Source organism: Rheinheimera sediminis (assembly GCF_004005375.1).
Lineage (GTDB): Bacteria > Pseudomonadota > Gammaproteobacteria > Enterobacterales > Alteromonadaceae > Pararheinheimera.
The window spans coordinates 164,322-185,039 of the sequence record NZ_RZUF01000004.1 but is presented as its reverse complement, the minus strand read 5'-3'; the positions used below and the strand labels follow the sequence as shown (position 1 = coordinate 185,039).

General features: G+C 46.8%; 20 protein-coding genes. 8 read left to right on the top strand and 12 right to left on the bottom strand.

Features of this window, described 5'->3' with window-relative positions:
• A complete protein-coding gene (locus EMM73_RS04105; RefSeq protein WP_127685179.1) occupies positions 1-1,035 on the bottom strand; it encodes an FAD:protein FMN transferase in 1,035 nt (344 codons plus the stop codon).
• Positions 1,036-1,238: 203 nt separating this feature from the next.
• On the opposite strand from EMM73_RS04105, the gene EMM73_RS04100 reads away from it, so the two are divergent.
• On the top strand, positions 1,239-3,308 hold the full coding sequence (locus tag EMM73_RS04100; RefSeq protein ID WP_127685178.1) for a S9 family peptidase: 2,070 nt from the start codon (positions 1,239-1,241) through the stop codon (positions 3,306-3,308).
• A gap of 133 nt (positions 3,309-3,441) precedes the next feature.
• Entirely contained in the window at positions 3,442-4,185 is a 744-nt protein-coding gene (locus tag EMM73_RS04095) for a ferredoxin--NADP reductase (protein ID WP_127685177.1), read from the top strand.
• A gap of 25 nt (positions 4,186-4,210) precedes the next feature.
• On the opposite strand, the gene EMM73_RS04090 is transcribed toward EMM73_RS04095, so the two are convergent.
• Both EMM73_RS04090 and EMM73_RS04085 read right to left on the bottom strand, forming a co-directional pair.
• Positions 4,211-4,936 carry a hypothetical protein gene (locus EMM73_RS04090; protein ID WP_127685176.1) on the bottom strand — a complete coding sequence of 242 codons (726 nt, stop codon included), beginning with the start codon at positions 4,934-4,936 and terminating at the stop codon, positions 4,211-4,213.
• A gap of 200 nt (positions 4,937-5,136) precedes the next feature.
• A complete protein-coding gene (locus EMM73_RS04085; protein ID WP_127685175.1) occupies positions 5,137-5,859 on the bottom strand; it encodes a substrate-binding periplasmic protein in 723 nt (240 codons plus the stop codon).
• 226 nt (positions 5,860-6,085) lie between these two features.
• On the opposite strand from EMM73_RS04085, the gene EMM73_RS19995 reads away from it, so the two are divergent.
• Entirely contained in the window at positions 6,086-6,226 is a 141-nt protein-coding gene (locus EMM73_RS19995) for a hypothetical protein (protein ID WP_186435121.1), read from the top strand.
• 95 nt (positions 6,227-6,321) lie between these two features.
• On the opposite strand, the gene EMM73_RS04080 is transcribed toward EMM73_RS19995, so the two are convergent.
• The 6 genes from EMM73_RS04080 to EMM73_RS04055 all read right to left on the bottom strand — a co-directional run bounded on the left by EMM73_RS04080 (position 6,322) and on the right by EMM73_RS04055 (position 12,826).
• Entirely contained in the window at positions 6,322-8,130 is a 1,809-nt protein-coding gene (locus EMM73_RS04080) for an ABC transporter transmembrane domain-containing protein (RefSeq protein ID WP_222422596.1), read from the bottom strand.
• A gap of 3 nt (positions 8,131-8,133) precedes the next feature.
• Positions 8,134-8,532 (bottom strand): MAPEG family protein, encoded by a 399-nt coding sequence (locus tag EMM73_RS04075; RefSeq protein ID WP_127685174.1) that lies wholly within the window; start codon positions 8,530-8,532, stop codon positions 8,134-8,136.
• A 126-nt stretch (positions 8,533-8,658) separates the two neighbouring features.
• The gene (locus EMM73_RS04070) at positions 8,659-10,257 is read right to left on the bottom strand and encodes a methyl-accepting chemotaxis protein (protein WP_127685173.1); all 1,599 of its coding nucleotides are present in this window, start codon (positions 10,255-10,257) and stop codon (positions 8,659-8,661) included.
• Between the two features lie 11 nt (positions 10,258-10,268).
• The gene (locus EMM73_RS04065) at positions 10,269-11,372 is read right to left on the bottom strand and encodes a carbohydrate porin (RefSeq protein WP_127685172.1); all 1,104 of its coding nucleotides are present in this window, start codon (positions 11,370-11,372) and stop codon (positions 10,269-10,271) included.
• Between the two features lie 126 nt (positions 11,373-11,498).
• The gene (locus EMM73_RS04060; RefSeq protein ID WP_127685171.1) at positions 11,499-12,446 is read right to left on the bottom strand and encodes an HAAS signaling domain-containing protein; all 948 of its coding nucleotides are present in this window, start codon (positions 12,444-12,446) and stop codon (positions 11,499-11,501) included.
• On the bottom strand, positions 12,446-12,826 hold the full coding sequence (locus EMM73_RS04055) for a PadR family transcriptional regulator (protein ID WP_127685170.1): 381 nt from the start codon (positions 12,824-12,826) through the stop codon (positions 12,446-12,448). The genes EMM73_RS04060 and EMM73_RS04055 overlap by 1 nt, the downstream gene beginning before the upstream one ends.
• A gap of 264 nt (positions 12,827-13,090) precedes the next feature.
• Here EMM73_RS04055 and EMM73_RS04050 point away from each other — a divergent pair, with 264 nt between their 5' ends.
• Positions 13,091-13,960 carry a bile acid:sodium symporter family protein gene (locus EMM73_RS04050; protein WP_127685169.1) on the top strand — a complete coding sequence of 290 codons (870 nt, stop codon included), beginning with the start codon at positions 13,091-13,093 and terminating at the stop codon, positions 13,958-13,960.
• 76 nt (positions 13,961-14,036) lie between these two features.
• On the opposite strand, the gene glpK is transcribed toward EMM73_RS04050, so the two are convergent.
• Positions 14,037-15,515, bottom strand: coding sequence for a glycerol kinase GlpK (glpK, locus tag EMM73_RS04045; RefSeq protein ID WP_127685168.1), 1,479 nt, complete (start codon positions 15,513-15,515; stop codon positions 14,037-14,039).
• A 153-nt stretch (positions 15,516-15,668) separates the two neighbouring features.
• Here glpK and EMM73_RS04040 point away from each other — a divergent pair, with 153 nt between their 5' ends.
• Positions 15,669-15,896 (top strand): type II toxin-antitoxin system Phd/YefM family antitoxin, encoded by a 228-nt coding sequence (locus EMM73_RS04040; RefSeq protein WP_127685167.1) that lies wholly within the window; start codon positions 15,669-15,671, stop codon positions 15,894-15,896.
• A gap of 76 nt (positions 15,897-15,972) precedes the next feature.
• On the opposite strand, the gene katG is transcribed toward EMM73_RS04040, so the two are convergent.
• Positions 15,973-18,114 (bottom strand): catalase/peroxidase HPI, encoded by a 2,142-nt coding sequence (gene katG, locus EMM73_RS04035; protein ID WP_409994298.1) that lies wholly within the window; start codon positions 18,112-18,114, stop codon positions 15,973-15,975.
• Between the two features lie 437 nt (positions 18,115-18,551).
• Here katG and EMM73_RS04030 point away from each other — a divergent pair, with 437 nt between their 5' ends.
• From EMM73_RS04030 to EMM73_RS04020, 3 genes are all read left to right on the top strand, one after another.
• Positions 18,552-18,998, top strand: coding sequence for a septation protein IspZ (locus tag EMM73_RS04030; RefSeq protein WP_127685165.1), 447 nt, complete (start codon positions 18,552-18,554; stop codon positions 18,996-18,998).
• Positions 18,999-19,071: 73 nt separating this feature from the next.
• The gene (locus tag EMM73_RS04025; protein WP_127685164.1) at positions 19,072-19,353 is read left to right on the top strand and encodes a type II toxin-antitoxin system Phd/YefM family antitoxin; all 282 of its coding nucleotides are present in this window, start codon (positions 19,072-19,074) and stop codon (positions 19,351-19,353) included.
• Positions 19,350-19,637, top strand: coding sequence for a type II toxin-antitoxin system RelE/ParE family toxin (locus tag EMM73_RS04020; RefSeq protein WP_127685163.1), 288 nt, complete (start codon positions 19,350-19,352; stop codon positions 19,635-19,637). The genes EMM73_RS04025 and EMM73_RS04020 overlap by 4 nt, the downstream gene beginning before the upstream one ends.
• 54 nt (positions 19,638-19,691) lie before the next feature.
• Here the strand turns inward: EMM73_RS04020 and EMM73_RS04015 are convergent, their stop codons facing one another.
• Entirely contained in the window at positions 19,692-20,507 is an 816-nt protein-coding gene (locus EMM73_RS04015) for a hypothetical protein (protein ID WP_127685162.1), read from the bottom strand.
• Positions 20,508-20,718: the final 211 nt, after the last annotated feature.

Sequence of the window (20,718 nt, the reverse complement as noted above, 5' to 3'; positions counted from 1 at the left end):
TTACTCCACAAAACTGAACGACGAACCTGACGCCAGAGCTTCAGTTAAAGCCTGACTTGGTTTTTCAATAAAATCAGCACCTTGCTGATCGATAAATAGCACAGGTAACTTCAGTTTATCTGCTACTTTCAGTCCCTGCTCGCTGCCCATACATAAAAAGGCGGTCGACCAGGCATCACCCCAGCTTGGGTCTGCTATCAAAACAGTAGTGGACACCGTATTGTGGGTTACAGGGGAGCCAGTGCGGGCATCCAGTACATGACTGTAGCGTACACCATCCAAATCATAAAAATGGCGATAAGTGCCAGATGTCATGATTGATAAAGGTTCGTCTTGCTGCACACTGATAATTTTTTGTAGTTTTTGTGAGTCAGGCAAAGGTTTTTCAATAGCAACACGCCAGGCTTTGGCTTCCGGCTTTTTGCCTTTACTGACCAGTTCGCCCCCTACCTCTACCAGATAATTGTCAATACCTGCTTTATCGAGAATCTTTGCCAGTTGACCTACTGTGTAGCCCTGAGCTATCGAAGAGACATCGACCCTTAGATCTGGACTCTGCTTCGCCATGCGGCTACCGTCAATACTCACTTTGTCTAAGCCGACCCTTTGTTTCAAGGTTTGAATTTGTTCAGCACTGGGTTTGGTTAATTTGTCACCACGAAAGCCCCACAGCTCAAAATAGGGTTTTACCGTTAAGTCATAACAACCTTCACTTTGAGCTGATATTTGTTTGGCAATATCCACCATCAGCACCAGTTCTTGCCCTACTTCCATCAGATCCTGGCTTTGCTGGGCGTTAAAGGCCTCAATCACAGAGTCTGGTCTGTAATTCGACATCAGCAGGTCGATACGATCCAGCTCATCTTTGAGCTGTTTTTCCAAACCACTTCTGTCCAAATCCTGTTCAGTCCAGAAACTGACAGTAAAGCTTGAACCCTGAGCAGGGCCTGAAATACGTTGTATCGGATCGGGTTGACTACAGGCTGTTAAACCAATAAGAAGAAAGGCCAAAACACTGAAGCTTTTTAACGACATAACAGACTACAAAACAAAAGACGGGTGACGCCAGTGTAAACAAAGTGAATGCTAAAATCCAGCCGCTAGCGCCGTACTGGCTGGCTTCAGACTAAATCAGCCGACAAACTGAACGCTTAAATTCAGGTTTTGGTCGCTGCTAAATTGTGCGGCAGAGCAATGCAGGTTAGTTTAGTCGCTATCTTATCAGAAGAGGTTTACCGATGAAAAAGCCCCTGGCCTTTGCGCCTTTTATTTATTCCTGTATCGCCAGTACTGCTTTACTCTGCGCAGCGCCGGTTTTGGCATCTGCTGCAACCAGCCCCTATTTTGAATCCGAAGATATTTTTGCGCTGGAATACGCCAACGACCCACAAGTATCACCAGACGGCAAGCAGGTTGTCTATGTGCGCAACAGCAACGATATTATGACGGATGGCACCCATAGCAGTTTGTGGTTACTGGATGTAAAGACCGGCCGTCAAAGCCCTTTGTTTGTTGATCAATTTAACTATGGCAGCCCACGCTGGTCTGACGATGGTAGTCGGATTGCCTTTATTTCTGATCGCTCAGGCTCACGTCAAATCCATGTGCATTATCTCAAAGAAAACAAAACGGCTTTAGTCAGCCAACTGCCTAAAAGCCCGGGTAACTTAAGCTGGTCACCAGATGGCGAACACCTGGCTTTTACCATTAATGTGCCGGCTCAACCGACCAAGCTTGCCAAAGCCACCAAAATGCCAAAAAAACCTGAAGGCGCAAAATGGTCAGAACCTGCGGTTCTCATTGAACGGGCTCAGTATCAGGCTGATGGTCAGGGCTTTTTAAAATCAGAGTTCCGCCATCTTTTTGTGTTGCCTGCCACAGGAGGCAAAGAACGTCAGCTGACGAGCGGTGATTTGAACTACGGTTCAGATTTGAGCTGGACACCAGACGGTAAAGCACTGATTTTTTCTGCTAATACCCACAAAGAATGGGAATATCAGCCACGCGACAGCGACTTGTATCAATTTACGCTGGCCAGCAGCGAGTTAAAACAACTGACCAGTATGGCAGGAAGAGAAAGCTCAGCGGTATTTTCGCCTGATGGCAAGTATCTGGCATTTGTCTGGGGCAATAATGAAAAAGTGCCATACACCAATGGCAAGCTGAAACTGATGGACTGGCGCTCAGGTGAAATTAAAGATCTGACGAAAGAGCTTGATCGTGATGTCGAAAACCCACAGTGGCTGGATAATGGTAGTTTAGTGATCCAGTTTGACGACAAAGGTAAACGTACGCTGGCATCGGTGTCTTTATCCGGTAAGCTGCAGCAGCTGACGGATCAATTGTCGGGCGCTGGTTTACCTCAGCCTTATTTAAGTGGCGAATACAGTGTTGCTAACGAAGTCATTGCTTTTACTCAGGGCAACGCCCAGCGTCCGGCCGATGTGGCTGTGATAGTGAATGGCAAAACCCGCACTTTAACTCAGCTCAACGAAGATCTGCTGGGGCATAAGAAGTTGGGGCAGGTGCATGAAATTAACTACAAATCCTCTTTTGATGGCGAGCCAATCCAAGGCTGGTACATTACGCCGCCAGACTTTGACCCGAAGAAAAAATACCCGATGATGCTGGAAATTCACGGCGGCCCACATCTGGCTTATGGCCCGCATTTCAGCGCTGAGATGCAACGTTTTGCTACTGAAGGTTATGTAGTGTTCTACAACAACCACAGAGGCAGCTCATCCTACGGTGAGCGTTTTGCCATGTTGTTGCATGGAAAATACAGCTCGCCAGAAGACTATGCCGATCACGATTCAGGTGTGAATGCGATGATTGAGCTGGGCTTTGTCGATAAAGACAACCTGTTTATCGCTGGTGGTTCAGCGGGTGGTATAGCAACAGCCTATGCAGTTGGGTTAACTCAGCGTTATAAAGCAGCGGCTGTGGTCAAACCTATTATCAACTGGCTAAGTAAAGTGCTGACAGGAGATACGTACCTGTACCAGACCTTCCACCAATTCCCTGGTGTGCCTTGGGAAAATGTAGAGCATTACTGGCAGCGTTCGCCTTTATCGCTGGTGGGGAATGTCACAACACCTACCATGCTGATGACAGGTGAAAATGACAGACGCACGCCCATCAGTGAATCTGAGCAGTTTTATCAGGCCTTAAAAATTCGCAAAGTAGATACAGCTCTGGTTCGTATTCCTGGCGCGCCTCATGGCATCGCCAATAAACCCAGCCGGATGATCACTAAAGTGGAATATATTCTGGCCTGGTTTGAGCAATACAAAACCAGTTCAAACTAAAAGCGCCTCACCCCATCAAGCCCGGATTTCCGGGCTTTTTTTGCCAAGCGAAAAGCCAGCGAGCACTGTAGCTTGTATATAAGTATAGTTTTGTTAGTCTTGATCCAGGTAGTAATCCTACAGGAAGCAACTTATGGCGCAGTGGCTTGACGGCACAGTAACAGCAACTTCGCACTGGACTGATACTTTGTTCAGTATCAAAGTGCAAACAGAGCCCTTCGACTTTGTTGCCGGTCAGTTTGTGCGGTTGGCTTTGGATTCAGCAGATGGCAAGGCGCAGCGCGCTTATTCGCTGCTCAATAGCCCTGGCAGTAAAGAACAGGAGTTTTTAATCAGCACTGTAGCGGATGGCTTACTATCGCCTTTGCTGCAGCAATTAAAACCAGGCGACACAGTGCAGGTTAGCCAACCTGCCAGCGGATTTTTTATTCTGGATGAAGTCCCTGACGGCGAAAACCTGTGGCTGATTTCCACCGGCACTGGGATTGGGCCTTATCTGTCCATGTTAGGCACAGAGACTCCATGGCAACGTTTTTCTTCTATTATTCTGCTGCACAGTGTGCGCTTTGAAGCTGAATTGGTGTATCAGCCGCTGATCCGGCAGTTTCAGCAGCGTTACGCTGAGCAACTGCATTATCAGCCTGTAGTCACCAGAGAAAAGTCAGTGGGCGCTTTGCAGCAACGTATTCCGGATTTAATCCAAAGCAGCAGGCTTCAGGCAACTTGTGGCCAGAACCTGGGCACACAATCTCAAGTCTTATTGTGCGGTAATCCACAAATGATCACTGAAACCAAAGCCGTGCTGGAAAACCTTGGTCTGAAAAAGAATTTACGCCGCGATCCGGGCCAAATCACAGTAGAGCAATACTGGAAATAGCTTACTGATAGAGGCTATTGAGCTGTTAACACTGGGTGACAGGTAATGTCAGAGAACCTTTCACCACTTGCTGCTGATAAATTTCAACCAGACAGAGCTGACTGGCAACAGCCTCTGAGCTGATTTTCAGCTGTGGCACTGTTTTACCTCTAATTTTCAGCTCAACCTGCTTGTCCTGTGCCAGTTTGTTCAGGCTATGCACCACACAAATATTATTGGCTAAACGATGATTCAGCGCTAAATCCAAGTCTGCGACTCCAGCGATTCTGCTTAAATCTCTGTCTAAACTAATATGTAAATCAGGTTTATGCTGGGAAGTAAAACCGGCAAACTCCAGTTTAAATACCAGCACATCTTCAAAAACCAAATTGTCTTGTTCAGACTGAGGGAATTCCATGGTGAGTTGCTGAGTGTCACCGGGGAGAGCTGCCTGTATGAAAGCTTCAGCACCAGGCCATATCGCCTGTTTTAATCTTTCCCCCCAGGTAGCGCCATAAATCCAGCGATATAAAGCCGTATGAGGTTCTTTACTGGCTTGCTGATACCAGGTGTTTTGCAGAGCCGTAATTTTATCGGTTTTTAGATAGTACCGCAGCGCGGTATCTTCCGGGCAGCTGGAGACAGACAATACGGCTTTTTTACCCAAGGCTATCACCTGCGTATTATTTGGGTCCTGTTTTGTTTGCCACCACTCAGTCGCCATCACCGCATTGGCTGTCAAGGCGAACATTATTACTGCCGAAAATTTCATCACCATTCTCCAGTTGCCGCGCTATTGTAGGAGAACACGACCGATTTGCAACCATTCAGTGACTCAGAGATTAAAACAACTGCCAGTATCCCAGCCCCAGGTAAATCTGTGCTGAACAGCACAGATTTACCTGTTCCTACAGCCATGAGTTGCAAAAACGAAAGCCAGACTCAGCAGTGACCTTAGTTGAGGCAATTGCTCTATGAGCCGCTAATTATCGCCGCCCTCATTTGATAACGATGAATAGCCGCATTGAGTTTTTTCATAAAATCGGGATGTTTTTTCAAGTAGTTTTTATTGATATAAATGGCAAAAGGTAAACGCATCTCCTGCTGAAAACTGTACAAGTTGGCATCAATATCTTGTTGAGCAATTAAAGTCCTCACAGTTAATTCTGGCAATAAGATAGCATCGACTCTTTTACGGTTCAGTAAATTCAATAAGCCTCTGATATCAGTAGTTCCAGCCGTTACCTGATAATTCTGTGCTTTTAACCAGCTGTGAATATTGCTATTGGATTGGGCTGACACCTGAGCATTCTGCTGAAAATGAGTTGAATCAGGATCCAAATTGGAGTGCTGTTTTAACCACACCCAGGTCCACTCAATGGTCAACACTGCTGCAGAAAACTCAGCAACTTTGTTACGCTCAGCGCTCTCTGTAGCAAGAAAAAAACCGTCTGCCCGCTCACGTTGCATATCGCTAATCGCATAGCCAAAGTGAGGTACTAACTGCACAAAAAATGGCTGCTGAATATCTGCCATAATAGCTGCTACAGCTTCGTAACCCAGGCCATGATTCTGTCCGCTAATCTGGTAACTATAAGGCGGATAATCTGGCATCAAAAATTTTAATGGTTGCTCTGCCGCGGCCTGTAAAAAAAAAGCCAACCACAGTGAGCCCCAGAGCAAAAACTTCAGCATATATCACAACCACAAAAACAAAGACGATTACTGATGCAATCTTCACTCTAGCAGTATTCTGACTAATCTGGCTTTAGATATTTGCGCACCTAAACTAAGATTTAACTAATTCACATTGTTTTGACATTTAATGCTGCATTCTCTTTAACTTTTACTCATATTGTTACTTCTTTGGCTGCTGCATCGCTCATCAGGACAGGCAACGGCAATGACAAAAGGAAAAACAATGTTGACTATTGGTATTGTAGTGGCGGAAGTTGTAGCGCTTTGGTATGGCGTACTTAGCTCAAAACCTCAGAGTTTAAACGCCGGGGAACATGCCGCCCGACAGGCTTACCCAGTGAAAAACAGCTGCCACTGGAGCTAAAAGAGCTAAGCCAACTACCAACTGTTTTACCAGGAAGACTGTGCCAGTCTGGTGAACATCAACCAACAAAACTGCGGCTTTAATTACTAAAGGTATTAATGGCTAAACTGCAAAGCTGCCAAACGGGCATACAACTCACTGTTTTGCAGCAATTCGCTATGAGTGCCCTGAGCTACAATGCGGCCCGCTTCCAGCACTACAATACGATCGGCTGCCAAGACTGTAGCCAAGCGGTGCGCTATCACTAAGGTAGTACGGTTTTGTGCCGCATTATCCAAAGCTTGCTGCACTTGCCGTTCGCTTTCTGCATCTAAAGCACTGGTGGCTTCATCCAGTAACAACACTGAAGGGTTACTTAAGATGGCCCTGGCAATGGATATACGCTGGCGCTGTCCACCAGATAACCGCACACCACGCTCACCTAAATAGGTGTTGTAGCCTTCGGGCAAAGCCAGAATAAAGTCGTGTGCTGCTGCCATTTGCGCAGCTTGTTTTACTTCGTCTTCAGAAGCTTCAGGGCGGGCATAACGGATATTATCCAACACCGAAGCTGCAAAAATTACAGTATCCTGCAGCACTATGCCAAAGGGCTGACGGGCATCTGTTAAACGCAGATCTTTTAAATCCATGCCATTAAATTTAACCTGGCCTAGTTGTGGATCGTAAAACCTTAGCAGCAACTGGAACAAGGTAGTTTTGCCTGCGCCTGAAGGGCCAACCAAAGCTATATGTTCACTGGGTTTGATCTGCAGTGAAAAATCCTGCAAGGCCAAAGTGTCTGGCCGCGACGGGTAACTAAAATGAACGCCGTTAAACTCAATACCAGTGCCCGCCAGATTATGTTCAGGCACGACAAAAGGCAAAGGATCTGTTGTTTCAACCACAGGAGATTGCACATTGAGCAGCTGCATTAAGCGTTCAGCTGCACCAGCAGCACGTTGCAGATCGCCCCAGACTTCGGCAATGGCGCCGATAGCACCAGCTGTCAGCACTGCATATAAAATAAATTGCGATAACTCGCCGCCTGTCATTTCATTGGCAAGTACCGCCTGAGCACCTAACCAGAGCACAAAAGAAATAGCACCAAACACCAGTACTATAGCCACTAAAGTCAGCATAGAGCGGGCACGAATACGGGATAAAGCTGTAGTAAAGGCAGTTTCAACCGAGTCGGTAAAACGCACCGTTTCGCGCTGTTCCTGCCGGTATGACTGCACTGTTGGAATAGCATTTAACACTTCACCTGCCACAGCGCTGGCGTCGGCAATACGATCCTGGCTGTCACGTGACAACTTCCGGACTTTTCTGCCAAACAAGAAAATCGGCAAAATCACCAGCACCAAGGTCAGTAAGATAAAAGCAGCTAACTTTGCGCTGGTAACAAAGAGCATCACCAATCCGCCAAGCAGCAAAAAAGTGTTACGTAAGCCCATAGACAAACTAGTACCCACCACAGCCTGAATTAAGGTGGTGTCAGTGGTTAAGCGCGACAAGACTTCGCCGGTTTTAGTCAATTCAAAAAACTGCGGGCTCATTTTCACCACGTGGGCATAGACGGCGCTGCGTAAATCTGCAGTGACACGTTCACCCAGCCAGGACACATAATAAAACCGCAACGCAGTAGCCACAGCAAGAACTACAGAAAGACCAAATAACGCCAGAAAATATTGATCGATATGACCCGCCTGATCGGTCGAAAACCCTGCGTCAATCAAATAACGAAAAGCCACAGGCAAGGTCAGAGTAGCAGCAGCAGCTACCGTTAAGGCAACAAAAGTTAACATCCAGCGGCTGGCATAAGGCGTTAAAAACGGCACTAAGCTAAAAAGCGGCCCCATTTTTTTGGCAGGAGCCTGAACTTCATTGTCAGGCTCTGCTTTGGATAGCACAGATTGGCTGCTCATCAGTTACAAGCCAGCCATAATACGCATGACTACACCTATTGCGGTGCCAAAAATCAGCAGCATGACGGCAAGAAAACTAATGATAAAACCAGGCCCCCGACTTTTCGGATCTTTGATATAACTGACAGCATACAAAACCCGGCCTGCTAACCAGACGAAACCCAAGAGCCCAGCCCAGAGAGGACTGATATAATCACTGAATAACCAAAGCGCAGGCAAAAACAGCACCAGTTGTTCCAGTGTATTCATTTGTACCCGGTACACCACTTCAAACCCGGCATGACCCGTAGTAGCAGGAGCGGCCACCCCATATTTCTTCCGCGCCATACCCACGGCCAGAAAACTATAAACAAATAATAAAAGTGCCAGCAGGGTGACGATAGCGGGAAGATGTAAAGCCATAACAGACCTTCAGTCAGATAGAGGCGGATTGCCTGTGAAGGTTATGGGGGTGAGATAGCAGGAATTCAATTAATTAAAGGCAAGGCGGTCAGTGTTAAAATGATTACCTTGTCACAATCAATCGCCTCAGGTTCTGAACTGAGCCAGTAATCCGGCCAGATTATGCATTTCTTTACTTAAATTAGTACTGCTCCGACGAACATGCTGACCAATGCTTTCATTGGTTTTCGCCTGCTGCACTATTGAATCCATACTACTGTGTATATGCTTCATTTCTGTTTGCTCTAGTCGCGCCGAATCTTTGATATCTTCACTGACGGAGCGGATTTTGTTTACCACTTCAACTATAGAGGCAAAAGCTTTGCTGGTATCAGCGATACGTTCGGTAATAGCCAGAGCTTTTTGCTGAGCACCAGCCATCACTTTCACCGCCAAGCCTGAACCATTGGTCAGATTATTGATAATAGCTTCAATTTGCTTGGTGGAATCCTGAGTACGGGACGCCAGACTACGTACCTCATCGGCCACTACAGCAAAACCCCGGCCAGACTCACCAGCCCGGGCTGCTTCGATCGCAGCATTCAGTGCCAGCAAGTTAGTCTGTTCAGCAATACTGCGGATCACTTCGAGCATAGAGCTAATATTTTTACTGTCTTCCACCAGAGCACTAATCACCTTAGAAGCGTTATTGATTTCATCTGCGACTTCATTCACCCCGGAACGTGCCGCCTGCACCACCTGAGCACCTTGCGAAGTAATGCCTGCAGCCTCACCTGATGCGGAATCCGCCTTGTGTACAGCCTGACTGATATGATCAATGGCTTTGCTCAACTCTTCAATAGCGTCAGCCACTGCAACTGTTTCCTTAAGTTGCACGCTAACTGCTGAGGTCGTTTGTTCTATCGCAGCGGAAATATCGTGATGAGCTGAACTAAGCGAGTCGTGGCTTTCCTTAGCGGATTGCATCAGTTGCTGCAATTGAGCGATAAAATGGTTAAAGGCTAGTGCTAAATCTTTGACTTCTGAATCAGCTCCTTTAGTACTAAGCCTGGACGTCAAATCACCAGAACCACGCCCCAAATCGGTTAAATGTCGTTTTAATCTGGAAATAGGTTCCAGAATAATGGACTGAGCGAATATAAAAATCAGTACAGCTATCACCACGCTTACACTCAGGCCTAAACTTAAATTCCAACGAGCCGAACTTTGTAACGAATCCACTGCAGCAGTTTCGGACTCTACCGCTGAATCAGCCTCTTCTTCCATAGTGCCGACAAAGTCGAGCAAGCTGACCACTGAAGTCTGAAACTTTTCATACTGGTCTTTAGAATTTTGTCCGGCTTTGAGTTGCTGATGCAACAGATCACGCTGTTGTTGATAACCAGTCCAAAGCCGCTCAAATTCTGCGATCGTTGCGCTTTTTAATAAACCGCTTTGTTCCATTCTGGTCAGCGCCTCTTTGGCCATAGCACTGGCTGCAGCCAATTGAGTTTCAGTCTCTGCTGGCGTCAACTCTGCATGATAAAACTGCTGCAGTATTATAATTTCCTGCTGTATACCAATTTGCCCTTCCATAGCGCCATCCGCCGTATCCCAGGCAGGCCCGCTTAAGTACTCCAGCATTTCACCAAGTTTGCTGCTGGCCTGCATACCTATATAACTGTTCATTGCCACGACAAGTAAAAAGCTTGCGACGCCTAATGTAATAGCCATCTTAATTTTCATAGTTGATCCTGTTATTCCAAAGAGAAAAGTAGCCGGAGTCCGAGCGCAAAGGCATTATCCAAATCTGGATCCATGGATGGATTGACCACATAGTAAAGACTACCTTGTACTGTCATTTGCTCTAGTACAGGCAAAGCGTAGCTCAGCTCCCAAGTAGTTTCACTCTGACCCACAGCAGAATTTTGTTGCATATAAGGAGAACCATTGCTGGCTTTCGCCATGGCCAGACCTAAAGCATCGGCTGGATGCCACAGATCTGTATAAACAGCACCTGCGCCATAGTAGTTTTCTAATTGATTGTGGTCCTGATCGGCCACACCTGCCTGCAGAAAAAGTGAAAGTTGTTGCAGCCACTGATAATGAGCATTCAAATACATACCACTGTTATCACGATGCAGCTCAGCGTTCACCGGGTTTTCTACTAATGCGTTGTGCTGCCAGACGCCAAGCCCTATTTTGTAGCGCTCAGACACCCTGCCAAATTCAGCAGCACGAAATACGCCTTCGCCTTCTTCAAAACGAATATGAGTGCCACGTCGCCCTTGCGGATGACCTGGCACACCGTCATAAATCGCCAGATGAGCATAATAGTGCTCCACCTGAAGGCTTAGTAAGGCAGCCACAGCCGTAGTTGGAAAAATAGAAGGAGTAGCCTGAGAGGTATCAGGCCCTATACCAAAAGAGGGGTGAGTAAAAAGTGCAGCGCTGTCGAGGCTATAAAATACAGAATTGTAATCATGTAAGCCTACAAGAGCTTTAAGCTGCCCCTCCATAAAGCTATGTTGATACCACAACTCGTACAGTTTGGTTTCATCATCAGCTGCAATATTAGACATGCCCTGTACATCACCAACCAGTTCAGAAGGATCGCCGCCATAGTTAGCAAGCGCATAACCAAATAGCTCTCCGCCTTGCCACCAGCCAGCTTCGCCAGTATCCGCAGTCAGAGTGAAATCGGCGCTGGCCAGACTTCGTGACCCCTGGTCCACGCCGCCATCCAGATTTTGCACATGCTCCAGCGTCAGCGCAAAGCCCGGAGTAATGGCTTCAGATGCATACAAGGATAAAGATGAAAACGATAAAAATGCGAGGGAAAAAACCTTTAGCTTTAGCATAGGCTTACCGCAATTTAACGGACAGGATTTGAGTATAACGGAGTTTTTAAAAGCTGCTTTTTAGTTGAAAAAATTGCAGAATTACTAATGCCCACAAAAGAGCTGTAGGCATTAAATGCTCAGCGATTAACTGAACTGACGTAATCTGATTAAATCCCTGACTACTTCATAGCCAGGGAAACAGGCGGTGATTAAAAGACCATAAGTGAAGCTCTTTTCCAGCTGCATCACACTAAACAGGCTATTTAGCTCAGCAGGACCGGCCTGTAACAAAGGACCACTCAAAGCCAACACCACTAAAAACAGCGTAAAAGCTGCGTTAACTGCAATGCTGCTAAGCAACAAACTGCGGTTCCAGATGCGTTGCTGCAACTGCCATAAGCTCAACAGCACAGAGAACACAATCACTGGGCTAAACCATTGCAACATCAACAACGCTGTGTCGGTAAAAGTGACGCTACGAGCAGCAAATTCTGCTGGATTCATCCATAGCGGATACCAAATAACAATGAGCAGAAAGATACAAGTCGCCAGATCGGTAAAGATATCGCTCAGGTGAATATGCTGCCAACCCAAATCTGCTCTGGGTAGATCCTTCGGCGACCAGTCTTTGCCCTGGCAATTGCCGAGCTTATGCCCTGTGCCATTCAAAGCTGCAAAACTTAGCACTACAGCTGTGAAAGCAAAGCAGGCATCCTCCATAAAACCTGCTGCCAACTGCAGCAAAAAGCGAATCAAATTGCCATCACTGCTGCCTATCCAATGCGTAGTGGCACCTATCACCTGCAACACAAAAAGCACACCCAACACCATATATAAAGTGTGTTTCAACAAAGGCATATCTTCAACTGCGACTAAAGCTTTAGGCGGTACAAACTGATAAGCCACAACTCTTGGCCGACCCATTTGCTTTAAAGCTGCTGCAATATCATCTTCTGACAACTGGCCTTGCTGCTCCTTCAGCGCATCGAGCTGGTCCATAATATTAGCGTTCAGCTCACGGCCTATTTCCTGCCTTTTATCTTCAGGTAACTCGCGCTGCACAGCAGCAACATAACGCTCTACCAGTTCCATTATTCTGTCTCCCCGCTTTGAGTCAGTTCAAGGCTTTGGCTCAGTGCTTCGCTTTCTGCTAGCAAAGGAGTTAAAGCTGAATTCAGTTGTTGCCATTCGTCGGTCAGCTGCAGCAGCAGTGCTTTGCCGTGCTCCGACAGCAAGTAATAACGCCGCTCGCGGCCTTCGGCTTGCTGCCATTCGCTGTCCAGCAAACCTTGTTCAGCTAAACGCCGCACCAACGGATACAAAGTCCCTTCGTCTATGTCTATGCCTCTGTCCTGCAGCTGCTTTCTGAGCGAGTAGCCATAATGTGGCTGCTTCAACGAGGCCAGCACGGCCAGCACCAGCACACCACGACGCAGTTCCAGACGCATTTTGTCCAGCTGTGAGCTAGTCATAAAAAAATCCTGTGTTGTGATAAATCACTAATACTGTGCCTCACATACTGTGCAACACACAGCACAATACTAGGCAAGACACAGTATAGGTGCAAGCTTATTTTTTAAACAAAATTTAAGTGATTGGAAAGCAAAGTTTTTTAGTTGTTTCACTGCAAGGCTAAAGTGAAACAACTTCACTACGGCAGCCAGAATGGAGCAACTCTTGCTCAGTAAGGAATTCCAAGGTAGGTTAACCACAGTATCTCTTTGAAGAAGAACAAGATGTTTGAAGCGCTAACCCAGATTGGTTTACCCATCGCATTAATACTGATTATGACTGGTGTAGGTATGAGCCTGCGGCCAGCAAATTTTGCAGAAGTTGCCCGCCAGCCAAAAGCATTTTTTGTAGGAGCGCTGGCACAGTTACTACTGCTCCCTCTCTGTGCCTTAGGGGTGATTTACCTGTTTGAATTGCAAGGTGAACTGGCGGTAGGTTTATTTATTCTGGCCTTATGTCCAGGTGGTACTACCTCCAATTTATATAGCTACTTGTGTAAAGCCGATCTGGGTTTATCTGTGGCTTTAACTGCGCTGGTTGGTTTTATTACGCCCTTTACCTTGCCACTACTGACCGTCTGGGCCATAGAGCACTTTTTAGGCGAAAATACCTCGCTGCAACTTCCGCTATTAAAAACCTGGCTGACCTTGATGATTGTCAGTGTTTTTCCTGTATTGCTTGGCATGTGGTTTAACTTTAAATGGCCTGAACGCTCACATCGCATTCAACCCTTGATCAGCCGCTTTTCGGTGATAGTACTGGTGTTATTAATCATCAGCATAGCGACCGATCTGGGCGCGGATCTTTGGCTGTTTTTAGCAAAAACAGGACCGGCCACTTTAGCTTTAAATCTGCTAACTATGGTTACAGGTTATTGGCTAGGCCGGTTTTTACTACAGCAGGAAAAACAGGCCAGAACCATCTGCCTTGAAGTGGGCCTGCAAAATGGCACGCTGGCTTTAATGATCACTACAGGTATTTTACAAAACACCGCCATGTCGATAGCCCCCAGTGTTTACAGCTTGCTGATGTTTATCACGGCCAGTTTGTTTACGGTGTGGGTGTTACGCAAAGATAAAACAGGTTCGGTGTGAAGGGTACGCTGATAACCTCAGGTTCAAATTTGAAATGCAAAACGGGTGACTATAAAGGTCGCCCCTACGGCATCTTTTAAGCCAGCACCGAAGCCAGAGCTTTCCGCCAGCCGTTTAGCAACTGCTGGCGTTTATCTGCTGACATTTGCGGTAAAAACTCTTGAGCGTCAGAGCTAAACTGCACGTCAGCCAGATTTTCAAACCAGCCCATTGCTACTCCGGCCAATACCGCAGCACCATAAGCTGAAGCCTCGTTTTGACTGGGTTTGAGTACTGGCAGATTCAACACATCGGCCAGATGCTGGCAGAGCCAGTTATTCGCTACCATACCACCATCTATTTGTAGTTGCTCTACCTGTGCCCCATCAGCCAACATGGCGGAGAGTAAATCAGCGGTCTGATACACCACTGCTTCCAATGCAGCGCGGGCTAAATGCGCTTTGCCTGTGCCCAGCGTCATGCCAACCAAAGCAGCACGAGCTTCAGGTTGCCAATGTGGTGCGGCTAAACCGGTAAAAGCCGGTACTAAATACACACCGCCGTTATCCGGCAGACTTTGCGCCAAAGCTCCGGTTTCACTGGCTTCACGAATAACACCCAGCTGATCTCGCAGCCATTTGACTGCAGCACCAGCGACAAAAATGGCGCCTTCCAGCGCATAAAAAGTCTGACCCTGCACAGTAAAAGCTACAGTGGTCAGTAATCTGTGTTTGGAAAATAACGGGCTACAGCCTGTGTTTAACAAGGCAAAGCAGCCTGTGCCATAAGTGCTTTTTAACGAGCCTGCAGTGATACAGCCCTGACCTAAAGCCGCAGCTTGTTGATCGCCCACCAGCGCCAGCACAGGCAAGGCCAAACCAAATAAGCGGGTATCGCAAAGGCCATAACTATCAGCACTTTGTTTAACCTGCGGCAGTATTTGCTCCGGCACGCCAAACAACTGCAGCAGTTCTTGATCCCAATTTAAGCTTTGAATATTCAGCAATAAAGTGCGGCTGGCATTGGTGCTGTCTGTGGCATGCACTTGCCCCGATGTTAAACGCCAGAGTAAAAAACTATCTATAGTGCCAAAAGCCAGTTCATTGTCGGCAAGCGCCTGCTGCACATCGGTATTGTGAGTAAGTAACCACTGAATTTTGCTGGCGGAAAAATAAGGGTCGAGCAATAAACCAGTTTTTTGCTGCACCCAGTCTTCATGGCCCTGATCTTTCAGTTGTTGGCAATAGCCAGCTGTGCGTCTGTCTTGCCAGACAATAGCAGGAGCCAGCACTTGGTCTTTGGCCTTATGCCAAAGCACAGTGGTTTCGCGCTGATTACTGATACTGACACCCAGCACTTCAATACCCAGCTGCACCGCCTGCGCCAATACCTGCCGACAGACCTTCAGCACAGACAACCAAATTAGCTCTGCTTCTTGCTCCACCCAGCCCTGCTGTGGATAGACGCAATCCAGCTCCTGCTGCGCCACAGCCAGTACTTTACCCTCGCGGTTAAATAACAAGGCGCGGCTGGAAGAAGTGCCCTGGTCTATAGATAAAATGGCTTGCTGGCGCATACATGGCTCTTGGAATAGTGTGGATAGCTCTAGCCTAGCTGGGCTTGATGCAGTTGGGAAGAGGTAAGAATGGGCGGTTCTGGCATTCCCGAAGATGAGCTGTCATAGTTTGTGGCAATAGAACTGAATCATAGCTTCTTTCTGGTGACGACTATGCACACCCTAAGTATCAATCAATTCAGAGATCATATTAATACCCATATTGATCAAGTGATCGATAGTCACAACCCAATCAAAGTGACTCTTGATTGCGGTAAAGCCTTTGTGATGCTCAGTGCTGACGACTGGGAGCGCGAACAAGAAACACTTTATGTAATGCAGAACAAGAGCTTAATGGCACAAATTGTGGATTCTGCAGCCAGCCATAAAAGAAGTAAGTAGTGAATACAGTTATAAACACGGCGACCCAAAGGCCGCCGCTGTTTTATCTTCTCAAGTTACTTCAATAGCAGAGCGGTCACATGCTCAAATCAAACCTGTCCAGCGTCATCACTTTGGTCCAGGCAGCAACAAAGTCTTTGGTAAACTTCACTTTGCCATCCTGTGCCGCATAAACTTCAGCTATGGCACGCAGCTCCGAGTGCGAACCAAATACCAGATCCACTGGGGTGGCTGTCCATTTCAGTGTGCCGGTTTTGCGATCCACACCTTCGTACAAGCCTTCAGTTGTGGCCGACTTGCGCCATGCTGTCGACATATCCAGCAAATTGACAAAGAAGTCGTTGCTTAAGGTGCCAGGTTTACTGGTAAAAACGCCCTGTTTCGCACCTCCTGTATTGGCATCCAGCGCACGTAAACCACCAATCAGCACTGTCATTTCCGGCACGCTTAACGTCAGCAGATTGGCTTTATCCACCAAAGCTTCGGCTGGCGACAGACGGGCGTCTTTACCGTAATAGTTGCGGAAACCGTCAGCAGCAGGCTCCAATACAGCAAAAGATTCGACATCGGTTTGCGCCTGACTGGCGTCGGTGCGGCCCGGTGTAAATGGCACGTCCACTGTGATGCCCCCCGCTTTAGCGGCTTGCTCTACGGCGGCACCGCCAGCAAGTACGATTAAATCGGCCAACGAGACTTTTTTGCCACCCTTTTGGGCTTTATTAAAGTCCTGCTGAATAGCCTGCAGTTTTTTCAGTACCTTGGCTACTTCTGCCGGATTATTCACCGCCCAGTCTTTTTGCGGTGCTAAGGCCAAACGGCCACCATTGGCACCACCGCGTAAATCAGTACCACGGAAACTGGCCGCTGCAGCCCAACTGGTGCGCACCAGCTCTGGCACTGTTAAACCCGATGACAACACCTTGGCTTTCAGCGTTTTGATATCCTCAGCGTTGACCAATTCATGATCGACAGCGGGCACAGCGTCCTGCCAAATCAGCGTTTCTGCTGGCACTTCAGAGCCCAAATAACGCACTTTGGGCCCCATATCGCGGTGAGTTAATTTAAACCAGGCTTTGGCAAAGGCCAGTTCAAACTCCTTCGGGTTTGCTTTAAAGCGCATGGTGATCTTGCGGTATTCAGGATCTTCCTTCAGTGCCAGATCTGTGGTGAACATAATAGGCGCATGACGTTTGGTTTTATCATGTGCATCCGGCACTAAATTCGCCGCCTGACCATCTTTCGGGATCCACTGGGTAGCACCAGCCGGGCTTTTGGTTTTCACCCAGTCAAAGGCATACAGGTTATCCAGGTACTGAGTAGTCCAGGCTGTTGGATTCACGGACCAGGCCCCTTCTAAGCCTGAAGTGACAGTATCTTCAGAATGGCCTTTGCCGCATTTGTTTTTCCAGCCAAAGCCCTGCTCTTCCAAACCAGCAGCGGCTGGCTCTTTACCAACACATTCTTCAGGTTTATGTGCACCATGGGCTTTACCAAAGGTATGGCCACCCGCTATTAAGGCCACCGTTTCTTCGTCATTCATCGCCATACGGCCAAAGGTTTCGCGAATATCTTTGGCGGCGAGCAAAGGATCAGGATTGCCATTTGGCCCTTCAGGATTGACGTAAATCAGGCCCATTTGCACAGCAGCCAGAGGTTTTTGCAGCTTGCGATCACCGCTATAGCGCTTATCGTCAAGGAATTTAGTTTCAGGCCCCCAATAGACAATATCGGCTTCCCAATCGTCAGAGCGGCCACCAGCAAAACCAAAGGTTTTAAAGCCCATAGACTCCAGCGCCACATTACCTGTTAATACCATCAAATCAGCCCATGAAATTTGACGACCATATTTTTGCTTAATGGGCCAGAGCAAACGCCGCGCTTTATCTAAATTGACGTTATCAGGCCAGCTGTTTAAAGGCTCAAACCGCTGCTGCCCGCCACCAGCCCCACCCCGACCATCAGACACCCGATAAGTACCGGCACTATGCCAGGCCATACGAATAAAAAACGGACCATAATGGCCATAATCCGGCGGCCACCAGTCTTGTGGCGTGGTCATCAGTTTGGTGATATCTGCTTTCACCGCTTTTAAATCCAGCTTTTTAAACTCTTCAGCGTAATTAAAACCTTGATCCATAGGGCTGGATTCCACCCCATGCTGACGCAGCGGCGCCAGGTTTAATTGTTCAGGCCACCAGAACTGATTGTCCTTATTCATGCTTTCAGCACTGGCGATAGGGGTAGTTAAAGCTAGCGAAACGGCGACTGCTAAAGCCGAGACTAATGTTGTTTTCCGTAGAAGCATATGCGCTCCCTCCATTGGTTAAAGTTAACCTGCACCGAGCTAAACACTAGACCAACAGAATAGAAAATGTGGTTTCAATCAATTTAAATGATTGATCGATATTTAAGCTATCCGTAAAGAATTAGGGACAGGGGGTTGGTAAAATGGCTTTGTGGGAATGTAGGTTGCACTCGGAGCGCAGGTAGGTTGCACTCGGAGCGCAGCGACAGTGCAACAAGGCTATTTTTATAAATGCCGATTCTGCCAACTCCAACATTAAGCTACCATCAACAGGCACAACTATCAGAGCTTGCCTATGAACAACAAAACTCTATTTAGCGTGGGTGAAGAAGCAGAATAAGGAATAATGGATGAATAAGATTTGGGGACTTTACTGGCGATATTTGATCTCGATAAGTGCATCTGTTTTTCTTCTGGCATTCTTCGATAGCCAATTCGCGCTAATGAATAACATCGGCGATACCGGATTGTGGCCATCAGTGTTCTGGGGTGTGATCAGCTTAGTTTTGCTGGTTGTTACCGCTGTTCAGCCCAATGGCGTGACCTACATTATTTTTGGCAAAAGGCTTCAACTTACAGAGCGAGTGTGGCGACAGTTCAACCTGATTTTGTTAGTCATTTTTGTCAATTTAGTTTGGCTGGGCTTCGCCGCAAGCCAACTTTTTAGCCCTGAACTTTGGTCCATCTATAAACTTTTTGTCCAGCCTGCGATTTTATTGGTGGTTCCCTTTATTGCGGCCTGGTATGTAACCAGACATGACCTTAAGCTGATACATTGGAGAAACGGATCTTTCTAATACAACCACCTTGCCTGACAGTGCAATTTAAACTATATTTTGTACGTTATTTCGTACTTAAAAGGCTTTTATTGTGGCACGTCTCCGACTTGATCAGGACATCCAACCTCTTTCTGAATTCAGATCCAGTGTTGCTTCTTATATCCGGCAAATTAACGAAACCCGCCGTCCTTTAGTAATTACACAGCATGGCAAAGGCGTCGCTGTGCTGTTAGACGTTGCTGAATATGAAGCCATGCAGGAGAAAATTGAACTGCTGGAAGAACTACGCACTGCCGAAGCCCAACTGGCGTCAGGTGCAGGAGTTTCAAACGAAGACGCTCGTAGTTTGCTGCTAGCGCGGCTGAAAAAATGAATGTGGTTTGGTCGCCTTTAGCTTTAGAAAAGCAGGGTGACGCAACAGATTTTATTGCGCTGGATAATCCTGTAGCAGCGGAACGATGGGTGAATGAGGTATTCGATAAAACAGCACTGTTGAGTTCACTTCCTGAAATGGGACGATCTGTACCCGAACTCCTCTACAGCAATTATCGTGAAATCATCTTCGGCCACTACAGAATCATTTACTGCGTAGACCACGAGGTACGAATCCTGACAGTGCGTAATTGTCGTCAAATGCTGGGGGATTGGGATTTTTGAGAATAGCAAACGGATAGCTTGATTTTACTTGCTATCCTCTGGCGACGAATAAATCTAGTCTTCAGGATCAAATGTATGTTCTGGGTAATATTTCAATACTTTGTACAATTTCGGAATCCCCCTAACTGTCTGGACTTCAACATCTACAATGTACGCTAGTTCATGCCACGGCTTACCAAATTTCGAATCGGCATGGAGCATTGCATCTTTAACAGCATTATTTTCAAACATAACCTTTAAAGCAGTTTTTGATAAGCCGTCAATAATAGCCTTATTACCCGTATCCGAATTAGGATCGAACTTAGTTTGATACCAGTACATAACCTTTCTGCGATGGATATTGTCTTCAGGAGTGTCGTAATTCTCAATTAATCCACTGATACGCTTTTGTATTGTATTGGCGTCATTTGAATTAATAAAAAACTGATTAATAACCTTACCATTGTCGGAGACATTAATATTAAGTTGTGAGGCGTTATCTTTTGCGACTGGTTCAACAAATTTATTCCAATCTTGAAGGTCTTGTTTCGTAAGCTCTCTCGGAGGTCTGTCGAGTTTGCCAAGAAGCCACTTACATGTGTTTTGCACAACACTAGCCCACTGCGTTAGTGTCCCTCCTTCCCACAAAAGTGGAAGAATAGGCGCGGCATATGAGACGAGCTCAATAACAATTGAGCCAGTTCTAACCTCTTTAATAAGTAATTCAGTACAAATTTCTGTTTCTTTATTTGTTTCCGAATCTACAAACTTATGAAATTGATGGTTAAAAGCCAACAGTGATAGTGATAAATCTTCTAATGCGACCGGCTTTGTATTGTTAATTCTGATCTCTAACCTCTTACTAAGGTCTATTTCCATGATCTGGTTCATAAATTATTCTGCTCTGCTAGATTTCAAACATCTGATATTAAATACGTAATTTAAAAGTCATCAGCTAAAAGCTAATTCAGTTTCGATTTTAGAGCAATGGTTTTATTCTGGGGTATAACTTCCAAACACCAGCAACTGCGTAGTGAGCGATCAAAAGTGAGCGCGGGAGGCGCGAACGGGCGAACGTAGTAGTTGGTGGTGGTTGGGCTGG

What these genes read in the sequence shown, in the direction of transcription:
- glpK (WP_127685168.1), bottom strand. Translation starts at nt 15,515, where the DNA reads ATGCGCCAGCAAGCCATTTTATCTATAGACCAGGGCACTTCTTCCAGC.
- EMM73_RS04065 (WP_127685172.1), bottom strand. Translation starts at nt 11,372, where the DNA reads ATGCTAAAGCTAAAGGTTTTTTCCCTCGCATTTTTATCGTTTTCATCT.
- EMM73_RS19995 (WP_186435121.1), top strand. Translation starts at nt 6,086, where the DNA reads ATGTTGACTATTGGTATTGTAGTGGCGGAAGTTGTAGCGCTTTGGTAT.
- EMM73_RS04040 (WP_127685167.1), top strand. Translation starts at nt 15,669, where the DNA reads ATGCACACCCTAAGTATCAATCAATTCAGAGATCATATTAATACCCAT.
- EMM73_RS04015 (WP_127685162.1), bottom strand. Translation starts at nt 20,507, where the DNA reads ATGAACCAGATCATGGAAATAGACCTTAGTAAGAGGTTAGAGATCAGA.
- EMM73_RS04080 (WP_222422596.1), bottom strand. Translation starts at nt 8,130, where the DNA reads ATGAGCAGCCAATCTGTGCTATCCAAAGCAGAGCCTGACAATGAAGTT.
- EMM73_RS04105 (WP_127685179.1), bottom strand. Translation starts at nt 1,035, where the DNA reads ATGTCGTTAAAAAGCTTCAGTGTTTTGGCCTTTCTTCTTATTGGTTTA.
- EMM73_RS04050 (WP_127685169.1), top strand. Translation starts at nt 13,091, where the DNA reads ATGTTTGAAGCGCTAACCCAGATTGGTTTACCCATCGCATTAATACTG.
- EMM73_RS04100 (WP_127685178.1), top strand. Translation starts at nt 1,239, where the DNA reads ATGAAAAAGCCCCTGGCCTTTGCGCCTTTTATTTATTCCTGTATCGCC.
- katG (WP_409994298.1), bottom strand. Translation starts at nt 18,114, where the DNA reads ATGAATAAGGACAATCAGTTCTGGTGGCCTGAACAATTAAACCTGGCG.
- EMM73_RS04085 (WP_127685175.1), bottom strand. Translation starts at nt 5,859, where the DNA reads ATGCTGAAGTTTTTGCTCTGGGGCTCACTGTGGTTGGCTTTTTTTTTA.
- EMM73_RS04020 (WP_127685163.1), top strand. Translation starts at nt 19,350, where the DNA reads ATGAATGTGGTTTGGTCGCCTTTAGCTTTAGAAAAGCAGGGTGACGCA.
- EMM73_RS04090 (WP_127685176.1), bottom strand. Translation starts at nt 4,936, where the DNA reads ATGAAATTTTCGGCAGTAATAATGTTCGCCTTGACAGCCAATGCGGTG.
- EMM73_RS04060 (WP_127685171.1), bottom strand. Translation starts at nt 12,446, where the DNA reads ATGGAACTGGTAGAGCGTTATGTTGCTGCTGTGCAGCGCGAGTTACCT.
- EMM73_RS04070 (WP_127685173.1), bottom strand. Translation starts at nt 10,257, where the DNA reads ATGAAAATTAAGATGGCTATTACATTAGGCGTCGCAAGCTTTTTACTT.
- EMM73_RS04030 (WP_127685165.1), top strand. Translation starts at nt 18,552, where the DNA reads ATGAATAAGATTTGGGGACTTTACTGGCGATATTTGATCTCGATAAGT.
- EMM73_RS04095 (WP_127685177.1), top strand. Translation starts at nt 3,442, where the DNA reads ATGGCGCAGTGGCTTGACGGCACAGTAACAGCAACTTCGCACTGGACT.
- EMM73_RS04075 (WP_127685174.1), bottom strand. Translation starts at nt 8,532, where the DNA reads ATGGCTTTACATCTTCCCGCTATCGTCACCCTGCTGGCACTTTTATTA.
- EMM73_RS04055 (WP_127685170.1), bottom strand. Translation starts at nt 12,826, where the DNA reads ATGACTAGCTCACAGCTGGACAAAATGCGTCTGGAACTGCGTCGTGGT.